Here is a 21,013-nt window from a genome sequence, read left to right as displayed (position 1 = left end):
GAAACGTCCGGCCACCGGCCTTACCATCGAGGTACGGCAAGCCGGAGCGAAACAGACCCACTGGGGTGACCGTGAGCAACTGGGCAGATCTGACGACCGGTAAGCGCATCAAGCACCTGCGAGGCTCCGATCTGACCCAGCAGGGGCTGGCCGAGGCGTCGGGGCTGTCCCTGGCCCTGGTGCAGAAGGCCGAGCAGGACCGGGGGGAGCTGTCCGTCGGTTCCCTGCTGAAGCTCGCCCACGCGCTGAACACGGACGTGTCGGTGATCCTGGGGCAGCAGGCGCCGCGTCGAGGCATGGATCAGGCTGACCGCGCCGCGCTGCGCCGACTGTCCGATGCCGTGCACGAGAGCGCCCTCGGCGAGTGGGAGGGCATCGATGACCCGAGCACCGTCGAGGAACTGAGCGAGGCCCGCGACCGCGCCTGGGACGCCTACTGGGCGAGCGACACGGCCAAGGTGAGCAGTTATGCCGCGAAGGTCCTCATGGAAGGACAGGTCAGGTATGCCGGTGCCACCGGCAGCGAGCGTGAGCGACTGGGATCGATCCTGGCCAGCACGTACCGCGTAGCCGCGTCGTGCTCGAACGGCTTCGGGCAACGTGACCTCGCGTTGAGCGCGCTGACGTCAGCGAAACACCTCGCGCGGAGCGTCGACGACCCCGTGCTGACGGCGCTGCTTGAGTCCACGCTGTCGTGGATCCACCTGCGCGGCGCCAAGCTGCCGCGCGCCGTGTCCGTGGCCGAGCGCGCGGCAGTAGCGATCGAGCCGTCGTTCAGCACCGGCTCTCGCCCGCAGTTGCTGGCGTACGGTCGCCTGATGATCTCCGCGGCCGTGGCCGCGTCGCGGCGCGAGGACGAGAGCGCGGCCGATGACTACTTGTCGCAGGCGCACGCCGCGGCGGCGAGGCTCGGCCGGGACGAGAAGCTGTACGGGACGAGCTTCGGTCCGACCGCAGCGAAGACCGAGGCCGTCGGAATCCACGTAGCGCTGAGGAACTACGGGCGCGCACTCACGCTCGCCGGCCAGCCGGACATGAAGAAACTTCCCGCATCCATGTCGAAGGTGGCCCGCAACCGCTACAAGCTCGACGTCGCCCTCGCCCAGTGCGCGGCCGGCCTCTACGACCAGGCGGGAGACACCCTGATCGAGGTGGGGCTCGACGCCCCGGAGTGGGTCAGGCACCAGGCGCTGCCCGGTGTCATCGGCAAGCGTCTGGCGAAGGTGTCGACGGCTCGCGTGCGCAGGATCAGCGACGTGATCGGCGTGCCCCTGATCGCGTGAGTCGTACGGAGCGTACGAGCCGGGGCCGGGCAACCCCTCCCCGTCGTACGTCTCGTCACTTCACCGTGCGTGATCGATCGAGCACAGTTGACGCATGGTCAGCTACAAGAGCGCACAGACGCAGGAACCGGCCCGCCGCCGCACCGAGGGCGACCTGAGACGGCGTCAGGCACTGGCGGACGCGGCGGCGGGGGTCTCGCCGGGTGAGGCCGACGTACGGGCCGCGGCGGCGAAGGCCGAGCGGTTCCGCTGCGTGATCTACCTGTGCGGCGCTCCCCCGACGGATATCGCGCGCCCCGGCCGGGAGTGCAGGGAGTACGCCGAGGCGTTCGGGTGGGAGGTCACGGACGTCATCGAGGAACGCGCGGGCCTGCTGCCGCCGCGAGGGCGTGACGGGCTGTGGCGAGCCGTCGAACGCGTCAAGGAGGGAGCGGCCGGGGCGGTGCTCACGGCGTGCCGCTCGATGATCTCCTCCGTGCCGCAGGAGTACGACGAGGTGGCGCGCGAGATCGAGAAGGCCGGCGGCTTCCTGCACGTGAAGGACCCGGTACGCGGCCGGCTCGCGCGGGCCGACGGGCACTCGGCGTGATCTTCGCCCCCGCCGCCACGCGCCCGTGGCGCGACGCGTGGCCGCTCGTCGCACAGCCGGACGACGGCAACCCCTGGGTGACCGGCACCTGTTGGCTGTACTGCCGACGCGAGGGGGTGCGCGTGCTGTGGGTCGGTTCCGTGTCCACACCGGGCGCCACGGGTGACGTGTACGCGTGCGCTCCGTGCGTCGCGGAGCTCGACCACATGGTGCGTGTCCAGTCCCACGACCGGGACCGGCGGGTGTGGTCCGCAGCTCTCACCGTGCCCGCGCACGCGCCCCTTTCCGGGCCCGCACCGCACCACCGTACGAACAACGACGCAGGAGGGGGAAGCGCATGACCACCAGCGCCGCGGTGGCTGCCGGCAAGCAGCCTGGATGCGGCGGGGAGCCGGTCAGCCCGGTACGCGAACGCGCGCTCAGGGCCTGGGCCGGCTCGGGCGGGGTGCCAGGCGGCCTGGCACCCCGCGTTCAGACGCCGGTGTCGATGAGGGCGGCGGCCGTGAACAGCTCCACCCCCACCGTGATGGCGTGCTCGTCCACGTCGAAGTCACCCTGGTGCAGGTCGCGCACCGCGCGCTCGCCGGGCGGGCGGACGCCGAGGCGGGCCATGGCGCCGGGGACGCGCTCCAGGTACCAGGAGAAGTCCTCGCCGCCCAGGCTCTGCTCGGTGGACTCCACGGAGTCCGGGCCGCGCCGGGCGACCATCGCGGTCTGGAGGAGTTCGACACTGGTCACCTCGTTGACGACGGGCGGGACGCCCCGTACGTAGGTGATCTCGGACTTGGCGCGGTGCAGGTTGGCGATCTCGTCGATGGCCGCGACCACCAGGTCGGGGGCCTGCCGCCAGGCGTCGAGGTCGAGGCAGCGCACGGTCCCGGACAGCTCCGCGTGCTGCGGGATGACGTTGGCGGCGTGGCCGGACTCGATGCGGCCCCAGGTCAGGGAGAGGCCGCCGCGGCTGTCGACGCGCCGGGCGAGCAGCGCGGGGGCGTCGACGGCGACCCGGGAGGCGGCGGTGACCAGGTCGGTGGTGAGGTGCGGGCGGGCGGTGTGGCCGCCGGGGCCGTCCAGGGCGATCTCCAGCCGGTCGCAGGCGGAGGTGATGGGGCCCTCGCGCAGCCCGATCCGGCCGGCGTCCACCCGGGGGTCGCAGTGCACGGCGAGGATGCGGTGCACGCCGTCGAGCCCCCCGGCCGCGATCACGTCCTCGGCGCCGCCGGGCAGCACCTCCTCGGCGGGCTGGAAGATCAGGCGGACCGGGCGGGGCAGCGCGCCGCGCTCGTGCAGGGCGGCCAGGACCAGGCCGGCGCCGAGGACGACGGTGGTGTGCACGTCGTGTCCGCAGGCGTGGGCGCGGTCGGGCACGGTCGAGCGGTACGGGCATCCGCTCTTGACGTCCGGGATGGGCAGGGCGTCGATGTCGGCGCGCAGGGCGAGCACGCCGGGTCCGGCGGACGGGCGCCGCAGGTCGGCGCCGATGTCACAGATGACGCCGGTGCCGCCGGGCAGGACCCGTGGCGCCAGCCCGGCCAGCTCCAGCCGCTCCTTGATCGCGGCGGTGGTGCGGAACTCCTGGTTGCCCAGCTCGGGGTGCATGTGCAGGTCGCGACGGAAAGCGACGAGTTCCGTCCGCAGCACCTCCGGCAGGGTGCCGGGCGGCGTGGCTTCTCCGGGGACGTCGGCTTCGGACTCCAGTGACATCAGTTGCTTCACCCTTTGAAGGGTAGGACGCCCGGACGGCCGACCGACCCACGATCAACAAACTTCAGCCCGTCAGGGGACGAAAATCCGGCCGCCGGACGCGTATGCGGCGGCCGGGTTGGGTAAAACCCACCGAATACCGACTGGGCGCAGCGCACCGGGCCGGTCCGTCACCCGTCCGTCACCCGTCCCTCCTCACGGTTACCACGCCTCACCCCTCCTACGCGTCGGCGCGGCCCGGCCGGGACCCGCGCACCGTCATTCGTGAACGCCCAGGGGAACGAGGCATTCGTTTCCGATGGCACCCGGATCCGGCGGCACCCGGATCCGGGCGGACGGGCGCGGCACGGGGCCCGGGGCGTGCGACTGACGGTCCCCGGCGGTCGCGGTGCGCGGCCGCCCGCGGCCCAGGGGGCGGCGGCCGCTTCGTCGAGTACGCCGGGTACGGACGCGGTGACCGCCCGGGAGACGGCCGCGGAACGCTCCGGGCGGCCCGTCGAGGTCGTCGCGTCCGGCCTGGTGACCGACCTCGGCGTGCCGTGACGACAGCCCGGTCGGCCGGGGCCGGCGTTCCGGTCGGGAACCGGCCGCCCGGTGCGGGCCGCGCGGCCCGCGCCCCCTCCCCCGCAGCGCCGGCCCGTCCCCCGGCAGCCGCGGTCCCTTCCGCGCGGTGAAGCCGGAGTGCTCGCGGGAGGGGAGGCCGGGCGGCCCGGAGGACTCCGGGCATCAGCCCCGACGGGTCGGCGCGGTCAGTCACACGTCCCCGGACGCTCCAGGGCCCTCGTGTCCGTAGCCGTCGCCGTCATCGCCGTCTTCGTCGGCGATCAAGTGCTCCGCGCCGCCCTCCAGTCGGCGTGCCATCTCCGTCGACCGGGGCAGCATCGTCTTCTCGTAGCGGCGGACGGCGTCCTCGACCGTGTCGGACTCCGCGAGGGCCGCGGCGAGTTCGGCGGCGTCGAGCATCGCGAGGTTGACGCCGACGCCCAGCGGCGGCATGAGGTGGGCCGCGTCGCCCAGCAGGGTCACCGTGGGGCTGGGCTCCCAGGTGTGCGGCACGGGCAGGGCGAGGATCGGGCGGTCGACGTACGGGCCGTCGTTGTCGGTGATCGTCTTCAGCAGGCGGGGCGACCAGTGGGCGTAGCGCTCCAGGAGCAGGGCGCGGATGCCGTCGGTGTCCCCGGGCGTCAGGCCGCTCGCGCGGATCCAGTCGGCCGGGACGCGCTGGATCAGGTAGACGCGGATGTGGCCGCCGCCGTTGCGCTGGGCGAACAGGGCGCGCTCGCCGTCCCGGGCGTGGGCGCCGCCCCGGCCGACCAGGTCCGCGATCTCGGGGTGCCGGCGGTCGACGTCGTCGAACCACGCCTCCAGGAAACTCACGCCGGTGTGTGCGGGAGTGGCGTCGGAGACGGCCGGGCGGACCCGTGAGAAGGCGCCGTCGGCGCCGATGACCAGGTCCGCCTCGACGGTGGAGCCGTCGGCGAAGCGCAGGCGGCGGGGCCCGTCGGCGGGGCCGCCGACCTCCTCCAGCGCCTGTCCCCACCGCACGGTGCCGGGGGCGAGGGAGTCCAGCAGGAGCCGGCGGAGCTGCCCGCGGTCGATCTCCGGTTTGAACATCTCGTCGGGTGCCGGGACCCGGTGGTCCGTGATCGCGCCGGTGAGGTCCAGTTGCCGCATCTCCTGCCCCTCGGGGCGGGCGTGTTCGAAGAAGGCGTCCAGCAGGCCGGCCGCGCGCAGGGCGAGTTGGCCGTTGTCGGCGTGCAGGTCCAGGGAGCCGCCCTGGTCGCGGGAGCCGGGGCCGGGCTCACGGTCGTGGACGGTGACCGGGATGCCGTGCCGCTGCAGGATGCGGGCGCAGGTCAGGCCGCCGGGACCGGCGCCGACGACGCTGATCCGGGCGCGGGAGGGGTGCGGGGAAGCCATGGGTGTCCTTTCGGCGGAAGCGGGCGGGATCACCGTACGAGCAAAAGTGTAATCTGACAACTTAGCTACAGATTCAATAAAGCTACGGATGCCGTGACCGGTTAGGATGGCTCCCATGCCCGAGCCCACCGCCCCCGCCACCCCCGCCGGCTCTGCCACCCCCGCCGGCTCCGCCCCCGCCACCGGGCGCCGCGAACGCAAGAAGGCGGCGACCCGGCAGGCGATCGCCGACGCCGCGCTCCGCCTCTTCCTGGAGCGCGGGTACGACCACGTAAGCGTCCGGGACGTCGCCGAGGCGGCCGACGTCTCCGTCACCACCGTGTTCAAGCACTTCAGCGGCAAGGAGGCGCTCGTCTTCGACCGGGAGGAGAGCACCGACGCCGCCCTCGTCTCGGCCGTGCGCGACCGCGCCGCGGGCAGCACCGTCCCCGACGCCCTGCGGGAGCACGTGCTGGCCACCTGGCTGCCGATCGCGGAGCATCCGCAGCGGGTGGAGTTCAACCGGCTGGTGGACTCCACCCCGGCGCTGCGCGCGTACGCGGAACGGATGTGGGTCCGGCACACCGCCACCCTGGCCGCGGCCATCGCCGACGAGTTCGGCGTGGCGCACGACAACCTGGCCTGCGCCGCGCTCGCCCGGTTCGTCCTGGACGCCCCCGCCCTCGCCCAGGGGCAGCCCGACCACCGGGCCGCGATCGAGGAGATCTTCCGCATCCTGACCGACGGCTGGCAGCCGCCGGCGGCCTCCTGATCCCCCCTGAGCCACTTGAAGCCCCTGAAGCCCCTGAAGCCCCTGAAGCCCCTGAGGAGCGTCCCGCCGCCACTGTGTCCGGCCGGCGTACGGACGCTGAACCTTCGGCTGCGCGGACGTGGTCGGTGGTGCCGGTGATTACCGTGTGAATCGTTTTTCCCACCGCGCCCGGGGACGGCCGCCTCGCGTTCGGCACCGGGCAGCCGACGTTCGTCCGGGCAACCGGCGGAAGGGACGAGGACATGACTCGCTGGAGACGAAGAACAACGCTGCGGGTGGCCTGGACGGGCCTGGCGTGCTTACTGGCCCTGACGGCGCTCCCCACGCCGGAACCGGCCGGCGCCGAGGCGGCGACGGCGGCGGCCACGGCCTCGGTGGCCGACGCCGGGTCGTTCGAGGAGTCCGAGCTGTGGGACTCGACCGACGACGACGCCTACGCCAGTCTCCACGTACAGGGCCTGGCCGTGATCCCGAAGGGGACGGCACAGCCGGCGGCCGACGGGCGGGAACTGCCCGACGACGTGGTGCTCACCTTCACCGAGGGCCGGTTCACCGTCGGGGACGGCGGCGAGAAGGACCTGCTCGTCCGCCGCAGCGCCGACGGCGGCCTCACCTGGTCGGCGAGCGAGAAGGTGGTGCCCGCGCAGACCGGCCAGAGCTGGGGGAACCCGACACCGGTCGTGGACGGGCAGACGGGCTCGGTCTTCCTCTTCTACAAGGGCTCCACCGACGCGAGCGGCACCGGAAGGCTGTTCGTCAAGCGGAGCGACGACGCCGGGCTCACCTGGTCGGCCGCGGAGGAACTGACCGCGCTGTTCGCCGACAACCCCTACGACTGGACCCGCAACAGCCCGATCCCCGGTCACGGCATCCAGCTCCGCGACGGCCGGCTCATGATGCCGATCACCCACCGCGCCCCCGACAGCGCCCCCGCCGACAACTACGGCTTCGACGCGCTGTACAGCGACGACCACGGCGCGACCTGGCAGCGCGGCGAGCCGGCACCGGTGGACGCCGCCTATCCGGTCAACGAGGCCCGGGTGTACGAGCGGAGCGACGGCGCCGTGATCCTCAACGGCCGGTGGGGTTCGGGCGGGACCCGCTACCGTGCCACCTCGACCAGCACCGACGGCGGGCAAACCTGGTCCACGCCGGTGATCGACGGCGCGGTCAAGCCGTTCGTCTCGACGGACGCCGGCCTGCTCGCCTACAGCGTGGGCGCCGTCGACCGGCTGCTGTTCAGCCGCCCGGACTCCTCGGCCCGGGAGAACATGACCGTCTCGATCTCCTACGACGAGGGAGCGAGTTACCGGTACAGCAGGGTGGTCAACAGCGGGCCGTCCTACTACTCCGACCTGGCCCGGCTCTCCGACGGCACCATCCTGCTGGTCTACGGACGCGACGGCGCGCTCGCGGGGTACCCGGAGCGCATCGCGGTCGCCCGGTTCGACCTGGAATGGCTGACCAAGGGCCGGGACAGCCTCGCCACCGGCCCCGGACTCACCCGGTACGACTACGAGATGGCGACCGCGAGCGCCCGCACCGACACCGGCGGCACACCGTCGCTCGTGTCCGACGCCAACGCCACGGGCGGCAGGCGACTGGGCTACACCGCCCCCGGCGGCGTGGGCGACTACGTCGAGGTCCCCTTCGACGTCGCCGGCGCGGGCACCTACGACGTCGCGGTACGGCTGCACCGGCACCGCTACCGCGGACAGCTGAGGGTGAGCGTCGACGGCCGGAACCTGAGCCAGGGCCTGGTCGACCCGACGGTCCTGAACGACCTCGCGTCGCTCGCCGACACCTCGGTGGCGGTCGGTGAGGGCTACCAGGTCTACCGGCTGGGGACCGCCGCCCTGGCCGCCGGGGCGCACACGGTCCGGTTCACCCTGGCCGGCCTCGGCTACGGCGGCGACAAGGGCATCGGCGTCGACGAACTGACGCTGACCACGGGCGGGGCCGCCCCGGACGTGCCGGACGCGATCGCCGACACCGACTTCGTCCCGGCGACCGAGGTGGTCTCGGGGGCCTGGAGCCGGGTGGCGGTGACCGACGGGAACCCCGTGAAGATGTACGGGCAGGGCTACCACCGGCACACCGCGAGCACCGGCACCGCCGCGATGCGGTTCCGGCCGGACGTCCCCGTGGACGGCGTCTACTCGGTCTACACCTGGTACCCGGCCGACCCGGCCCTCACCTCCAGCGCCTCGTACACGGTCCGGCACGCGGAGGGCACGTCGACCGTCACCGTCGACCAGGGTTCCGGCGGCGGCGCCTGGGTCCGGCTCGGCACCTTCACCTTCCAGGCCGGCGGCGCGGGCACCGTCTCCCTCTCCGCGGGCGCCGGTGCGGACGTCGCCGCCGACGCCGTCCGCCTCGTCCACAAGGGCACCGTGCTCGACAACGACACCACCGCCCACACCTCGGTGGCCGGCGCCTGGAACTCCGCGACCGGCGTCAGCGGGTACTACGGCCTGAACTACCGGACCCTTCCGGCGGGCACCGGCACCGGGAGCGCGCGCTGGCAGACGGACGTGCCGGCCGACGGGCTCTACCAGGTGGCCGTCTGGTACACGGCGGAGACGAACCGGGCGTCGAACGCCCCGTTCACCGTCCACCACGCGAACGGCTCCACCGTCGTCCGCGTCGACCAGCGCGCACGCGGAAGCCAGTGGGTCGGCCTGGGCTCCTACCAGTTCACCGCGGACCGGCCGGTCACCGTCGAACTGTCCGACGACGCCGACGGGTACGTCATCGCCGACGCCGTACGCGTCGTCAGCCAGCTCGTGCTCACCGACTAGCGCCGCCCGCCCCTCCCCGCCGGCCGGCCCCGACGGCAGCCCCGCGCACGGCCGCGCGGGGCAGGGAACGTCAGGTCCCCGGCACCGCCAGCAGCCGCTCCACCCCCCGGGCCGTCCCCGTCACCCCGTCCAGGAAGCCCTGGGCCCGGGGGGAGGCGCCCTGGGTCAGCCAGGCCGGGTCGATGTCGCAGACGGCGACCCTGACCTCCGTACCGGCCAGGGCCAGCGGGAGGGTGTGCACGACCGTGGAGGGGAAGCTGAGGATCGTACGGCCGACCGGGCCGCGGCGGGCGATCAGTTCCAGGGGGAGGTCGGGGCGGACGACCTCCAGGCCGCTCTCCACGGCCAGCCGGTGGAGTTTCTCGGTCGACTCGCGGCGGTGGGCGAAGTAGCGGGTGGCGCCGTGGGTCCTGGCCAGGCGGCGGACGGCGTCGAGGTAGGCCTCGGCGTCCACGACTCCGGTCTCCACCAGGGAGGTGCCGACCATGTCGGCGCCCTTGGTGATGCGGGGCGGGCCGAAGCGGGCCCGGGTCCAGGCGAAGTCGTGGGCGGTGACGGTGACGCCGGCGGGGGCCTCCTCGATCGGCATGGAGGAGAAGACCTCCACCCGCCGGTCCCCGGCCGGGGTGAGCCGGCGGCGGGCCGAGGACGACACCGGGGCGAAGACCAGGTCGCGGGGGCCCGGGCGGCTGCCCTTGCGGTGCCAGCGCACCAGGCGTTCGCCGCGGGCGAGCTGGCCCACGAACTCCATGGTGGCCGTGCCGTCGTCGACGACGACCAGGTCGCGGGCGCGGGTGATGGTCAGGAGGAGCTGCACGTAGCGGGAGAACGGGTCCCCCATGACGACGCGTTCGGCCCGGCGGAGGAGGCCCGCCAGGCCCCCGACCGTGCGGAAGGGGGCCGAGGCCCCGCCCCGCGCCTCCTCCCAGCGGACCTCGTGACCGTCCTCGCGGGCCAGCTCCGACATGCGGCGGAGCTGGCCCCGGGTCATGGGGTCCACGGGGGACAGGACGACGAGGGTGAGCCCCGTCCGGGGGGCGCGGGTGTGCGCCCACTCCAGTACGTTCAGGAGCTGTACCGGGCTCTCGACGAAGGCGAGAGTGCGAGGGCCGGCGTTCCCGGCGCGGGGGCTCATCGGCGTGTGACCGTCCCGTCTTGGGCGTGGGGTGGGGTGGGGCGCGCGGGTCAGACGTTGACCGGCTCGCCGGCCGCGGCGGCGATCTCCGCCTCGGCGACCACGCCGGTGACGCGGCGCAGCTTCTTCATCGGGCCGAGCTCCGACTCGTAGACCTTCTTGACGCCGTCACCGAGGGACGCCTCGATGGTGCGGATGTCGCGGACGAGGCGCTCCAGGCCCTGCGGCTCGACGGAGGCGGCCTGGTCCGAGCCCCACATGGCGCGGTCGAGGGTGATGTGGCGCTCGACGAAGGTGGCGCCGAGGGCGACGGCGGCCAGCGTGGTCTGCAGGCCGGTCTCGTGGCCGGAGTAGCCGATCGGGACGTTCGGGTACTCCTGCTGCAGGGTGTTGATCACGCGCAGGTTCAGCTCCTCGGCCTTGGCCGGGTAGGTGGACGTGGCGTGGCACATGAGGATGTTGTCCGAGCCGAGGACCTCGACCGCGTGGCGGATCTGCTTCGGGGTCGACATGCCGGTGGAGAGGATGACGGTGCGGCCGGTGGCGCGCAGGGCGCGCAGCAGCTCGTCGTCGGTGAGGGAGGCGGAGGCCACCTTGTGGGCGGGGACGTCGAACTTCTCCAGGAAGGCGACGGCCTCGGTGTCCCACGGGGAGGCGAACCAGTCGATCCCCTTCTCCTTGCAGTACGCGTCGATCTGGCGGTACTCGTCCTCGCCGAACTCCACGCGGTGGCGGTAGTCGATGTACGTCATCCGGCCCCAGGGGGTGTCCCGCTCGATGTCCCACTGGTCGCGCGGGGTGCAGATCTCGGGGGTGCGCTTCTGGAACTTGACGGCGTCGCAGCCGGCCTCGGCGGCCACGTCGATCAGCTTGAAGGCGTTGTCCAGCTCGCCGTTGTGGTTGATGCCGATCTCGCCGCAGATGTAGACGGGGCGGCCCGGGCCGGCCTCGCGGTCGCCGAACTTGCGGATACGGGAGTTGCTCATCAGGGGTGTCCTAACTTGGCTTACTGGGTGAGGGTGTCGAGAGAGGGGCCGAGCAGCCAGCCGGCGATCTCCCGGATCGCGCCGGAGCCGCCGTGCGCGGTGGTGACCGCGCGGGCGGCGCCGCGGACGACGTCATGGGCGCCGGCGACCGCGACGGGCCAGCCGACGAGTTGGAAGCAGGGCAGGTCGTTGACGTCGTTGCCGACGTAGAGCACCCGCTCGGGGGCGACGCCCTGTTCCTCGCACCACTGCTTCAGGGCGAGGTCCTTGCGGTCGATGCCGTGCAGGACCGGGATCCGGAGCTTGCGGGCGCGGGCGGCGACGACGGGGTTGACCTCGGTGGAGAGGATCAGCAGCGGCATCCCGGCCTTGCGCAGGGCGCCGATGCCGAGGCCGTCGCCGCGGTGGACGGAGACGAACTCGCGCCCGTCGGAGTCGATCAGCACCCGGTCGTCGGTCTGGGTGCCGTCGAAGTCGAGGACGACTGCGTCGATGTCGGCGGCCGTGGGCAGGGCGCCGGGGCGGGCGCCGTCGAAGAGGGGGGCCAGGGCGCGGGCGCGGGCCAAATCGTGCGGGTCGTCGATCTCCAGGACGCGCGCCGGGTCGGTGCGGACCAGTTCGGTGCGGCCGAAGAAGCGGTGGCCGTGGGTGCGGAAGCCGGCCGCGTCCATCGCGTAGGCGGCGCCGGTCTCCAGGAAGTCCTGGGGGCGGTCCTGGCGGCGGGGGCGGTAGGACTTGTCGTGGTTGACGCCGTGGCCGCCGGGCTCCTCGCCGGAGTCGGCGCCCTCGCGCCAGACGAAGCCGTGGAAGGGGGCGACGGTCACGGCGGTGTCGGCGCCGCCCTCGGCGACCGCGGCGGCCACCCCGTCGATGTCCTCGCGGACCAGGAAGGGGCTGGTGCACTGCACGAGCAGCACCACGTCGACGGGGGCGCCGTGCGCCGCCTCGTGGGCGTCCATGGCGTGCCGCACCGCGGCCTCGCTGGTCGCCGTGTCCCCGGCGATGGCGGCGGGCCGCAGCACCACCTCGGCGCCGGCCTGGCGGGCGGCGGCGGCGATGGCCTGGTCGTCGGTGGAGACGGCGACGTCGGTCACCAGCCGGGTGGCCAGGCACTCGCGCACGGCCCGGACGACCAGCGGCACGCCGCCCACGGGGGCGAGGTTCTTGGCGGGTACGCCCTTGGAGCCGCCGCGGGCGGGGATGACCGCGAGCACGCGGCGTACCGGTTGCGGATCGGACATGAGGTGTACCTCTCGGTCGGGGGTCGGGACGGCGGTCTCGGCCCGCCCGTCGGTCCGGGCGGTCACAGCTCGCCCATCCGCCGGATCACCGGGGCGACGCGCTGGACGCCGTGCCGGTAGGCGCCGCGGGCCGCGCGGCGCACGACCTGCCGGACCGGGCCGGGCTCCTTGTCGGCGGCGGGCGCCCCGGGCAGCGGGTGGCCGTCGGGCGCGAGGTGGTGGCGGGCGAGGATGCCGGGCAGGTAGCCGGGGGCGGTGACGGGTGTGTAGTACGGGGTGAGCGGGGAGAGGCCGCCGGGGCGGGCGAGCAGCTTGGCGATGCGCTCGCGGGCGGCGTCGAAGGCGGTGTCGTACCCGCCGTCGGCGGCCACGCCCTGCCGGGCGACCCAGTCCTCGTCGGGCGTGGGCCGGTGGCCCTCGTCGAGCTGGTCCCAGGAGGCGAGGCAGCCGGAGCCGACGAAGTGGTGGTTGCCGAGCGCCTCGCGCACCCCGAGGTCGGTGAGGACCACGGTGGGGATGCGGCGGTGCAGGGACTCCAGGGCGGCCGTGGAGCTGACGGTGACCAGCAGGTCGGTGCGGTCCAGGACCTCGCCCATGTTCCCGTACCTCAGGTGGAAGTTGGGCGGCGGGTCGGCCTTCTGGACCAGCTTCTGGTACGGCAGTTCCTCGATGTGGGTGGTGTGCTCGCCGGGCTTGGAGCGCAGCTTGAGCACGACCTCCCGCTCGGGGTGCTTGCGGGCGTGCCGGATGAGCCGGTTCAGCAGGTACGCACGGTCCTTGCGGCTCTCCGGCACCGACGGCTGGGCGGCGAAGACGACCGTGTAGGGGTCGTGCTCGCCGGTGTAGGGGGCGCCGCCGAGGAACGGCAGCGCGACCTCGGTGACGGCGGAGGCGTCGGCGCCGACCCCCTCGTACACGGCCCGGAAACGCTCCGCGTCCTGGCGGGAGTTGGCGAGGACGAGGTCCGCGCCGTGCCGCAGCAGCAGGCCGTCGGCGAGCTTCTCGTAGACCACGCCGACGTAGCCGGTGACGACGACCGGCCGGTCGGGGCGGTCGGCCCAGACCCGGCCGAGGCCGTGCAGCATCGCCTGGACGCCGCCGCCGACGAGGGCGAGGACGACGAGGTCGTACTCCTTCTCGCCCATGGCGCGCAGGAACTCCACGGCGGTGACCTCGCGCAGGGAGTCGGCGCTCACCCCCACCTCGGTGAGCTGCCGGGGCGTGGGGGTGGCCCGGCCGCGCAGCAGGAAACCGTCCAGCGAGGGGGCGACTTGCGCCCCGTCGAGCGGTGCGGCTTCCATGGACGGGGCCGGAGCGATGCGGCCCGCGGTCAGCGCACCCCATTTCCACCGGGTGTCCGAGTCGGCGAGCACCGCGATCCGCGTGGGCTTCGTAGTACGTGGTGGCACGTTCTAAAAGCTAGGGACGGTTTTCTAGTTGTGGCCCAACCAGCGCGCAACAAAAAGTAAACAGCAGCCCACCGGCAGCCGAACTGGCTCGTCGGCGCCGTGAAAGTACAGCGCATGTACCGTTCCGACACGTCGAGTTCACCCCCCATACACCAGTCGGCAAATTCCGCTGCGGGGCCTGCTCCTAGTCTCTCCCGGGTGCCCAAGCTTTCCGTGATCGTGCCGTTCTACAACGTTCAGCAGTTCGCCCCGGAGACCCTCAGGAGTCTTCGCGCGAACGCTCGACGGGACTTCGAGTTCATCCTGGTCGACGACCATTCGAGAGACGGGACCCCGGCCCTCCTCGAACGCGCCGCCGAGGAACTGTCCGAGGTCGCGCAGGTGCGCCACGTCCGTCACGAGACCAACGGCGGACTGGCCACCGCGCGCAACACCGGCATCGATCTGGCCACCGGCGAGTACCTCACCTTCCTCGACGGTGACGACTGGCTGGCCCCCGGCCACCTCGGCGACCTGGTGGCTGCCGTCGAGGACCTGGGGTGCGACTTCGTGCGCACCGACCACGTGCAGGCCACGGCGCGCGCCCGTTCCGTGCACCGGGTACCGGTCGGGCGGCGCAACGAGGTGCTGAACCCGCGCGAGGCGATCCTGCCCGTCGAGCGCACCACCTCCGTCGACTACGCCTACGCCTGGGCCGGCGTCTACCACCGCCGGCTGCTGGAGCGGGGCCTGCTGCACTTCACCGACGGGCTGCGCACCGCCGAGGACCGTCCCTGGATCTGGAAGCTGCACCGCGAGGCCGAGTCCTTCGCCGTGGTCAACCTGCTGGGCGTCTTCTACCGCCGGGGCGTGGCCACCTCCCTCACCCAGATCGGTGATGTGCGCCAGCTCGACTTCATCCGCGCCTTCGACCAGGTGGTGGAGGAGACCGCGGCCGACCCGGACGCCGACAGGCTGCTGCCCAAGGCGGTGCGCACCTACTGCGCGATCATCGCCCACCACCTGTCCGAGATCGGCAAGTTCGAGCCGGCCGTGGCCAGGCAGCTGCGGGTGATGGCCGCGGCGGCGATAAGGCGCATGCCGCAGGACGCCCTCGGCGACGTGCTCGACACCATGGACATGCGGCGCGCGGCCAAGCTGCGCAGGCTCCGGCGCCGGATCACCACAGCGAAGGCGGCTGCCTGATGTCCCGTACCACCCAGATCTTCTGCGTCTCCACGCTGTACGGCGCCGCCACGCTGGCCGCCGCGCTGGACTCCGGCTGCTTCGACGAGGCGGACCGCCGGCTGCTGCTGGTGTTCAACAACACCGCCACCCCGGAGACCACGCCGTCCGTCGACCGGATGCCGGGCTTCGAGCCGCTGCGCGGCCACTTCGACGGCGTCCTGTCGTACAACGAGGTCATCCACCCCTACCACCCGAGCGCCTGGGCGCCGCGCGCCGACGACCAGCCGTTGCTGGAGCGCTACCTGCGGCAGCGGTGGGAGCTGGGCGAGGACCGGGTGGAGCTGGTCCTGGAGTCGATCCAGGTCAACCCGGCGCTGGCGCTGGCGCAGATCTTCACCGGTGCGCCCGTGCACGTCTACGCGGACGGCCTGATGAGCTACGGCCCCACTCGCTCCAAGATCGACCCGCTGGTCGGCACGCGGGTGCGGCGGCTGCTCCACCTGGACCTGGTGCCGGGGCTGACGCCGATGCTGCTCACCGAGTTCGACGTACCCGCCGAGGTCGTGCCGACGCAGGCCTTCCTTAAGGTGCTGGGCACCCTCACCGGCGCCGGCGGCGAGCTGCCCGCGCTGGAGGCCGACGCGGCGCTGCTGCTCGGCCAGTACCTGTCCGCGCTGGACATCCTCTCCCCGGCCGAGGAGGAGGAGCTGCACCTGCGGATGATGCGGGGCGCGGTGGAGCGCGGCCACCGCGCGATCGTGTTCAAGCCGCACCCCTCGGCGCCGGCGAGCCACAGCCTCGCCCTGGAGACCGAGGCGGAGAAGCTGGGCGTCGGCCTCACCGTGGTGGACACCCCGGTCCTCGCCGAGGTGCTGTTCGCGACGGCCCGGCCCGCGCTGGTCGTCGGCTGCTTCTCCACCGCCCTGTTCACCGCGAAGGAGTTCTACGGCCTGCCGGTCGCCGCCGTCGGCACCGAACCGCTGCTGGACCGGCTCACGCCGTACCAGAACAGCAACCGGGTGCCGGTCACCCTCGCCGACGTGCTGCTGGACCGGCTGGAGGGCGAGCGGCGCGACGCGCTCCCCGCCGAGCTGCTGGGCGAGCTGATCACCACCGTCGGCTTCACCATGCAGCCGCAGATCCACCCGCGGCTGCGCCCGGAAGCCGAGCGGTTCCTCGCCGGGCACTTCGGCCCGCGCACCCAGCGGTACTTCAAGCGGCGCCGGCTCACCGCGCTCGGGCTGCCCGGCGGCATCCCGCAGCGGCTGGCGTTCCTGCCGCGCAACTCCACCGCCCGCCGGGTGGTGCGGCGGGCCCGGGCCCTGAAGAAGGCGGTCAAGCGCTGACAGACGGGGCACGGCTGGGGAGAGTTCACCCACCGGCCACCCGGAAGCCACTTTCGAACACTCGCGCTGCGGCACATTCGTCCTCCGATCCGAGGACGGTGGAGCGCGATGACGAACCCCCTGGCGGGATTGTTCACGGCACGCAAGAAGGAGGCCGCCAGGCTGGACCTGTTCGCCGCGGGGAGCCGCAGCTGCGGTGCGTACCTCGCGGCGCACGGCACCGGGTCCGCTCCCCGGCAGGCCCGGCTGACCGAGGCGATCGGCGGCTACACGGCCGCTCTCGGCACCCCGTCGGCCGACCCCTTCGCCGCCCTGCTCCAGGTCGGCGAGCGGGCCCTGGAGGCCGGCGGGGACGCCGCCCTCGGCCTCGCCCTGGAGGTCGCCGGGATCTCGGCGCAGCTGCGGCAGCGGTCCAAGGGCGCGTGGCGGCTGCGCGGCCTGGCGCTGGACGGGCTGGGCCGCGAGGAGGAGGCGCTGCGGGCGTACGAGCGCTACCTGGAGCTGCAGGGCGGCGGCGGGACGCCGCGGGTGGCCCGCCGCGTGGAGACCCTGCGGCGCCGGCGGGCGTGCCTGGAGGCGGCCGTCGCGCTCTTCCCCGGCTCCGGCCGGGAACTGGGCGAGGTGCTGGGCGGGCCCACGGCGGCCGCCTCGGAACGCTTCGCCGGCTTCGTCAGGGCCCGGGTGGCCGAGCACGGCCCCGCCGACCCCCGGGTGCGGCGCCTGCTGGAGCTGTACGGCGGCTACCGGCGGCTCGTCGAGCGGGACGGCGTCCCGGAGCGGGCGGCCGGCGAGACCGCCCCGGTCGGGGTGAGCGGGCTGCGCGCCCTGGTCGCCGGGAAGTCGGTCGCGCTGGTGCACGGGGACGCGGAGAGCGCCGCGGGCGGCCCGGGCGCCGGCCTCGACGGCTACGATTTGGTGGTGCGCTGCGACGGGTTGTGGCCGCGCGCCGGGGACGGCGGCGGACGTACCGACCTGCACGCCGTCACGCTGCGCGGCGACACCCCCTGGGACGGACCGGCCTGGACCCTGCCGGCCGGTGTCCGGCTGGTGTTCGGCGACCCGGCCGCCGCCTGGCGCCGGGCCGTGCGGGAACGGCTGGCGCCCGGCGCGCAGGAACACGTCGGGGACGCCTCCCTGCGCCGGCCGCTGACCGACCCGGCGCTGCTCGGCGAGGCCGGCTGGGAGGCGGCGACCAGCACCGCGTTCACCGTTCTGCGGCTGCTGGACTTCCTGGACGTCAGCCCCCGCCTGGACCTCGTCGGCTTCTCCTCGCCCGGCCGGCTGCGGCCGCGGGAGGCCGACTGGGTCCGGGACCACGCGACGCACGTCGACGACAGCAAGATGAGGATCGCCCTGCGATGAGCCACTCCCTGGCGGACGACCGCAGAACCATCACCGGCAAGCGCCGGATCGCCTTCGCCGTCCACACCGGCGAGGACACCCTGCCCGCGGTGGCCACCCTGCTGCGCAGCCTGGCGCTGACCAACCCCCAGGTGTGCGAGGACGTCGTGGTCCTCCATCCCGGGCTGGCGGACTCCGCGTTCGACGGGCTGCGGCGGCTGCACCCGCGGATCGTCCCGCGCCGGGCCGCCGGCCGCGCGGACGCCTTCCGGCTGGAGGGCTACGACACGGTCGTCGCCCTCACCCCGGACATGGTCGTCCTCGGGGACCTCGGCGAACTGCTGCGGCTGCGGCGCGGGGTGGCGGCGGTGCCGCGGCTGCTGCCCGACGACCGGCGGGCGCTGTCGCCGGACGGCCTGTTCGTGATCCAGCTCGACGACGTGGACGGGGCGGCGGCGGACCGGTTCACCGGCGCGAAGGTGCCCGTGCCGGGACCCGCCGACGGGGTGCTGGTGCCGCTCGACGGCCGGTACGACTTCCCGACCCGGCGGCTGGACGACGACACGCCGGTGCCGCCGCACGTGGCCGTGTTGCGGTTCGACCACCCGGCCGACGCGCCCGGGTTCGGTCCCGCCGCCGCGGCACGGCGGCGGTTCGAGACGGGTGACGAGGAGTTCTGGGCGGCGTACTGCGCGCTGCCCGGCGGCAAGCACCCCGACCTGCTGGCGCACTGCGCGCCCCACCTGCTCGCCGTGCGGCCCTCGCTGGGGCTGGCCCGCACGGTCGCCGACGTCTACCGGCAGCAGGGGCGTTACGACGAGGCGGTGGAGGTCCTCGCCCCCGTGGTGGGCGACCGGCTGGACGCGCCGCGCTGCCAGGAGACGCTCGGCCTGTGCCTGATGGCGCTGTCCCGCTACGCCGAGGCCGAGGCCCGCCTGCTGCTGGCGGCGGCCTCGCCCGACGTGGCGCCCCGCGCCTTCGCGCAGCTCGCCCGGCTGGCCTGGCTGCTGGGCCGGGAGCGGGACGCGCACGCCTACGCCCGCGACGGGCTGGCCGCCGACCCGACCGACACCGGCTGCCACGCCTGGTACGTGCGCACCGGGCCGGCCGCGCCGTCGGAGCGCCAGGCGCCGCCGGCCGAGCAGTTCGCGCACGTCGCGCTGTTCGCGCAGGGGCAGGAGAACGCGGGCGACAAGGTGCTGCCCGAGGCGGTGCGGATGTGCTTCGACGCGGACACCGGCCCCTACCGCTGGTACCAGCAGCCGGTGCACCGGCTGGTGGACGAGGCCGGGCTGGCCGAGCTGAACGCGCGGCGCGGGATCGTCGTGGGCGGCGGCGGCCTGTTCCTGCCGGACACCTCGCCCAACGGCAACAGCCACTGGCAGTGGAACATCCCGGACGAGGTGCTGGCCCGGATCACCGCGCCGCTGGCGGTGTTCGCGGTGGGCTACAACGTGTTCGACGGGCAGCGGTACCGCCGGAGCCGGTTCGCCGAGAGCCTGCGGGCGCTGGTGGAGAAGTCGGCGTTCTTCGGGCTGCGCAACCACGGCTCGATCGACCGGGTCCGCGAGCTGCTCCCCGCCGGGCTGCGGGACCGGGTGCGCTACCAGCCCTGTCCGACCACGGTGGCCCGGTACCTCGTCGAGGGCTGGACCGACCCGGCCGAGCGGGCCGACACGGTCCTGGTGAACTGCGCCTACGACCGGGCGGGGCTGCGCTTCGGCCACGACTACGGCCACTTCCTCGCCGAACTGGCGACCGCTCTCGGCTCCCTGCGGGAGCGCACCGACGTGCGGTACGCGGCGCACATGCCGGCGGACGAGAGGTTCGTGCACGACCTGCGCCGGGAGCACGGCATCACGCTGCCCGTCGAGCCGTTGTACGACATGACCAACGACGGCGTCCGGGACCTGTACCGCCGTACCCGGCTGGTGATCGGGATGCGCGGGCACGCGGGGATGATCCCGTTCGGCTGCGGCACCCCGATCCTCAGCCTGGTCTCCCATCCGAAGCTCGCCTATTTCCTGTCCGACATCGGTCACGAGGAGTGGGGGCTGTCCGTGCACGACCGGGATCTGGGCGCGCGCCTCGCGGAGCGGGCCGGGGCGGTCCTCGACGACCACGCGGGCGCGGTCGCGGACGTGCACCGGGCGCAGGAATTCCTCTGGAAGACCACGCGGGCGAACATCGAGGAGCTGCGGGACGTGTTCGGGACCGGATGAGAATCCGGGCCGGGGTCACCAAGAATTCACCCGCGGGAGAAGGGGAATTCACCCGTCCGCGACCGGCCGGCCACCGCCCGACAAAGGGGCCAGATAGCCTGTTCTAATCTCTCTCCCTCCTTGTCCCCCTTCGAACGTGAGAGGCCCGCGTGCCCAGACTGTCCGTCGTCGTCCCCATGCACAATGTGGGGGCTTTCGCCGAGACCACGCTGCGAAGTCTCGCCAACAACGCGGACCCCGACTTCGAGTTCGTGATCGTCGACGACCTGTCCACGGACACCACTCCGTGGACGATCGACCGTTGGGCGAAGCGCCTCCCCAACGTCACGGTGATCCGGCACGAGAAGAACCTGGGCATAGCCCAGGCGCGCAACAGCGGCATCGACGCCGCCAGGGGCGACTTCCTCACCTTCCTGGACGGGGACGACTGGTACGGCCCCGGCCACCTGGCCGAACTGGTGCGCGCCGTCGAGGAGCTGGGCTGCGACTTCGCCCGCACCGACCACGTCCAGGCCACCGGCGTCCAGCGGGTCGTACGGCGCCCCTCGGCGCCGGCCCGCAACACCGTGATGGACCCGCGCGACGGGATAGCGCCGGCCAGCATGGAGACGATGGTCGACTACCCCTTCGTCTGGGCGGGGATCTACCGCAGCCACCTGTTCGAGAACGGCGGCATGCGGTTCCAGACCGAGCTGCGCACCGCCGAGGACCGGTTGTGGATCTGGCGGCTGCACCTCAAGGCCCGCTCCTACGCCTCCCTCGGCCTGAACGGCGTCTTCTACCGGCGCGGTGTCACCACCTCGCTGACCCAGGTCAAGGACGACCGGCAGCTCGACTTCATCCCGGCGTACGACGCGTTGCTGAAGGACGTGCTGGACGACCCGGAGAGCGACCGCTTCCTCCTGAAGGCGGTGCGCACCTACTGCGCCATGATCGCCTTCCACCTCAACAAGGTGGACGAGTACGAACCCGCGGCGGCCCAGCGGCTGCGCACCGAGGCCCGGGCCGCCCTCCACCGGATGCCGGAAGAGGCCCTGGAGGAGACCCTGAGAACCATCGACACCACGCGGAGCAGGGCGCTCAGCCGCCTGCGCGACGGGCGGAAGGCTGCCTGACCC

The 21,013-nt window shown here is 73.4% G+C and carries 15 protein-coding genes; 9 read left to right on the top strand and 6 right to left on the bottom strand.

Annotation, left to right across the window (positions count from 1 at the left end):
- Nucleotides 1–71: 71 nt before the first annotated feature.
- Both ACY1JF_RS20790 and ACY1JF_RS20785 read left to right on the top strand, forming a co-directional pair.
- Nucleotides 72–1,283: a helix-turn-helix domain-containing protein gene (locus tag ACY1JF_RS20790; RefSeq protein WP_462706739.1), complete on the top strand. Its 1,212-nt coding sequence runs from the start codon at nucleotides 72–74 to the stop codon at nucleotides 1,281–1,283.
- Nucleotides 1,284–1,377: 94 nt separating this feature from the next.
- Nucleotides 1,378–1,872 carry a recombinase family protein gene (locus ACY1JF_RS20785; protein ID WP_462706674.1) on the top strand — a complete coding sequence of 165 codons (495 nt, stop codon included), beginning with the start codon at nucleotides 1,378–1,380 and terminating at the stop codon, nucleotides 1,870–1,872.
- A gap of 471 nt (nucleotides 1,873–2,343) precedes the next feature.
- Here ACY1JF_RS20785 and ACY1JF_RS20780 read toward each other — a convergent pair whose 3' ends face one another.
- Both ACY1JF_RS20780 and ACY1JF_RS20775 read right to left on the bottom strand, forming a co-directional pair.
- Nucleotides 2,344–3,576, bottom strand: a complete 1,233-nt coding sequence (locus ACY1JF_RS20780; RefSeq protein ID WP_462706738.1) for a M20 family metallopeptidase — start codon at nucleotides 3,574–3,576, stop codon at nucleotides 2,344–2,346.
- Between the two features lie 753 nt (nucleotides 3,577–4,329).
- The gene (locus ACY1JF_RS20775; protein WP_462706673.1) at nucleotides 4,330–5,496 is read right to left on the bottom strand and encodes an FAD-dependent oxidoreductase; all 1,167 of its coding nucleotides are present in this window, start codon (nucleotides 5,494–5,496) and stop codon (nucleotides 4,330–4,332) included.
- Nucleotides 5,497–5,611: 115 nt separating this feature from the next.
- On the opposite strand from ACY1JF_RS20775, the gene ACY1JF_RS20770 reads away from it, so the two are divergent.
- A complete protein-coding gene (locus ACY1JF_RS20770; RefSeq protein WP_462706672.1) occupies nucleotides 5,612–6,247 on the top strand; it encodes a TetR/AcrR family transcriptional regulator in 636 nt (211 codons plus the stop codon).
- Nucleotides 6,248–6,489: 242 nt separating this feature from the next.
- Entirely contained in the window at nucleotides 6,490–9,048 is a 2,559-nt protein-coding gene (locus ACY1JF_RS20765) for a golvesin C-terminal-like domain-containing protein (RefSeq protein WP_462706671.1), read from the top strand.
- Between the two features lie 70 nt (nucleotides 9,049–9,118).
- Here ACY1JF_RS20765 and ACY1JF_RS20760 read toward each other — a convergent pair whose 3' ends face one another.
- The 4 genes from ACY1JF_RS20760 to ACY1JF_RS20745 all read right to left on the bottom strand — a co-directional run bounded on the left by ACY1JF_RS20760 (nucleotide 9,119) and on the right by ACY1JF_RS20745 (nucleotide 13,819).
- The gene (locus ACY1JF_RS20760) at nucleotides 9,119–10,183 is read right to left on the bottom strand and encodes a hypothetical protein (RefSeq protein WP_462706670.1); all 1,065 of its coding nucleotides are present in this window, start codon (nucleotides 10,181–10,183) and stop codon (nucleotides 9,119–9,121) included.
- Nucleotides 10,184–10,233: 50 nt separating this feature from the next.
- Nucleotides 10,234–11,172 (bottom strand): N-acetylneuraminate synthase family protein, encoded by a 939-nt coding sequence (locus ACY1JF_RS20755; RefSeq protein WP_462706737.1) that lies wholly within the window; start codon nucleotides 11,170–11,172, stop codon nucleotides 10,234–10,236.
- 17 nt (nucleotides 11,173–11,189) lie between these two features.
- Nucleotides 11,190–12,410 carry a cytidylyltransferase domain-containing protein gene (locus ACY1JF_RS20750; protein ID WP_462706669.1) on the bottom strand — a complete coding sequence of 407 codons (1,221 nt, stop codon included), beginning with the start codon at nucleotides 12,408–12,410 and terminating at the stop codon, nucleotides 11,190–11,192.
- Nucleotides 12,411–12,472: 62 nt separating this feature from the next.
- Nucleotides 12,473–13,819, bottom strand: coding sequence for a DUF6716 putative glycosyltransferase (locus ACY1JF_RS20745; RefSeq protein WP_462706668.1), 1,347 nt, complete (start codon nucleotides 13,817–13,819; stop codon nucleotides 12,473–12,475).
- Nucleotides 13,820–14,017: 198 nt separating this feature from the next.
- Between ACY1JF_RS20745 and ACY1JF_RS20740 the strand changes: the two genes are divergently transcribed.
- The 5 genes from ACY1JF_RS20740 (at nucleotide 14,018) to ACY1JF_RS20720 (ending at nucleotide 21,010) form a co-directional block, all read left to right on the top strand.
- Nucleotides 14,018–15,004 carry a glycosyltransferase family 2 protein gene (locus tag ACY1JF_RS20740; protein ID WP_462706667.1) on the top strand — a complete coding sequence of 329 codons (987 nt, stop codon included), beginning with the start codon at nucleotides 14,018–14,020 and terminating at the stop codon, nucleotides 15,002–15,004.
- Complete coding sequence (locus ACY1JF_RS20735; RefSeq protein WP_462706666.1) at nucleotides 15,004–16,332, top strand: alpha-2,8-polysialyltransferase family protein; 1,329 nt, start codon at nucleotides 15,004–15,006, stop codon at nucleotides 16,330–16,332. Before ACY1JF_RS20740 ends, ACY1JF_RS20735 begins: the two co-directional genes overlap by 1 nt.
- 108 nt (nucleotides 16,333–16,440) lie before the next feature.
- Complete coding sequence (locus ACY1JF_RS20730; RefSeq protein WP_462706665.1) at nucleotides 16,441–17,694, top strand: hypothetical protein; 1,254 nt, start codon at nucleotides 16,441–16,443, stop codon at nucleotides 17,692–17,694.
- A complete protein-coding gene (locus tag ACY1JF_RS20725) occupies nucleotides 17,691–19,895 on the top strand; it encodes a polysaccharide pyruvyl transferase family protein (protein ID WP_462706664.1) in 2,205 nt (734 codons plus the stop codon). Before ACY1JF_RS20730 ends, ACY1JF_RS20725 begins: the two co-directional genes overlap by 4 nt.
- A 149-nt stretch (nucleotides 19,896–20,044) precedes the next feature.
- On the top strand, nucleotides 20,045–21,010 hold the full coding sequence (locus ACY1JF_RS20720; RefSeq protein WP_462706663.1) for a glycosyltransferase family 2 protein: 966 nt from the start codon (nucleotides 20,045–20,047) through the stop codon (nucleotides 21,008–21,010).
- Nucleotides 21,011–21,013 lie beyond the last annotated feature (3 nt).

This window comes from Streptomyces sp. SYSU D01066-1 (genome assembly GCF_054956795.1).
The sequence above is the reverse complement of the archived record's forward strand: the minus strand, read 5'-3'. Positions and strand labels throughout refer to the sequence as shown.

What these genes read in the sequence shown, in the direction of transcription:
- ACY1JF_RS20785 (WP_462706674.1), top strand. Translation starts at nt 1,378, where the DNA reads ATGGTCAGCTACAAGAGCGCACAGACGCAGGAACCGGCCCGCCGCCGC.
- ACY1JF_RS20725 (WP_462706664.1), top strand. Translation starts at nt 17,691, where the DNA reads ATGAGCCACTCCCTGGCGGACGACCGCAGAACCATCACCGGCAAGCGC.
- ACY1JF_RS20760 (WP_462706670.1), bottom strand. Translation starts at nt 10,183, where the DNA reads ATGAGCCCCCGCGCCGGGAACGCCGGCCCTCGCACTCTCGCCTTCGTC.
- ACY1JF_RS20730 (WP_462706665.1), top strand. Translation starts at nt 16,441, where the DNA reads ATGACGAACCCCCTGGCGGGATTGTTCACGGCACGCAAGAAGGAGGCC.
- ACY1JF_RS20735 (WP_462706666.1), top strand. Translation starts at nt 15,004, where the DNA reads ATGTCCCGTACCACCCAGATCTTCTGCGTCTCCACGCTGTACGGCGCC.
- ACY1JF_RS20770 (WP_462706672.1), top strand. Translation starts at nt 5,612, where the DNA reads ATGCCCGAGCCCACCGCCCCCGCCACCCCCGCCGGCTCTGCCACCCCC.
- ACY1JF_RS20780 (WP_462706738.1), bottom strand. Translation starts at nt 3,576, where the DNA reads ATGTCACTGGAGTCCGAAGCCGACGTCCCCGGAGAAGCCACGCCGCCC.
- ACY1JF_RS20750 (WP_462706669.1), bottom strand. Translation starts at nt 12,410, where the DNA reads ATGTCCGATCCGCAACCGGTACGCCGCGTGCTCGCGGTCATCCCCGCC.
- ACY1JF_RS20765 (WP_462706671.1), top strand. Translation starts at nt 6,490, where the DNA reads ATGACTCGCTGGAGACGAAGAACAACGCTGCGGGTGGCCTGGACGGGC.
- ACY1JF_RS20775 (WP_462706673.1), bottom strand. Translation starts at nt 5,496, where the DNA reads ATGGCTTCCCCGCACCCCTCCCGCGCCCGGATCAGCGTCGTCGGCGCC.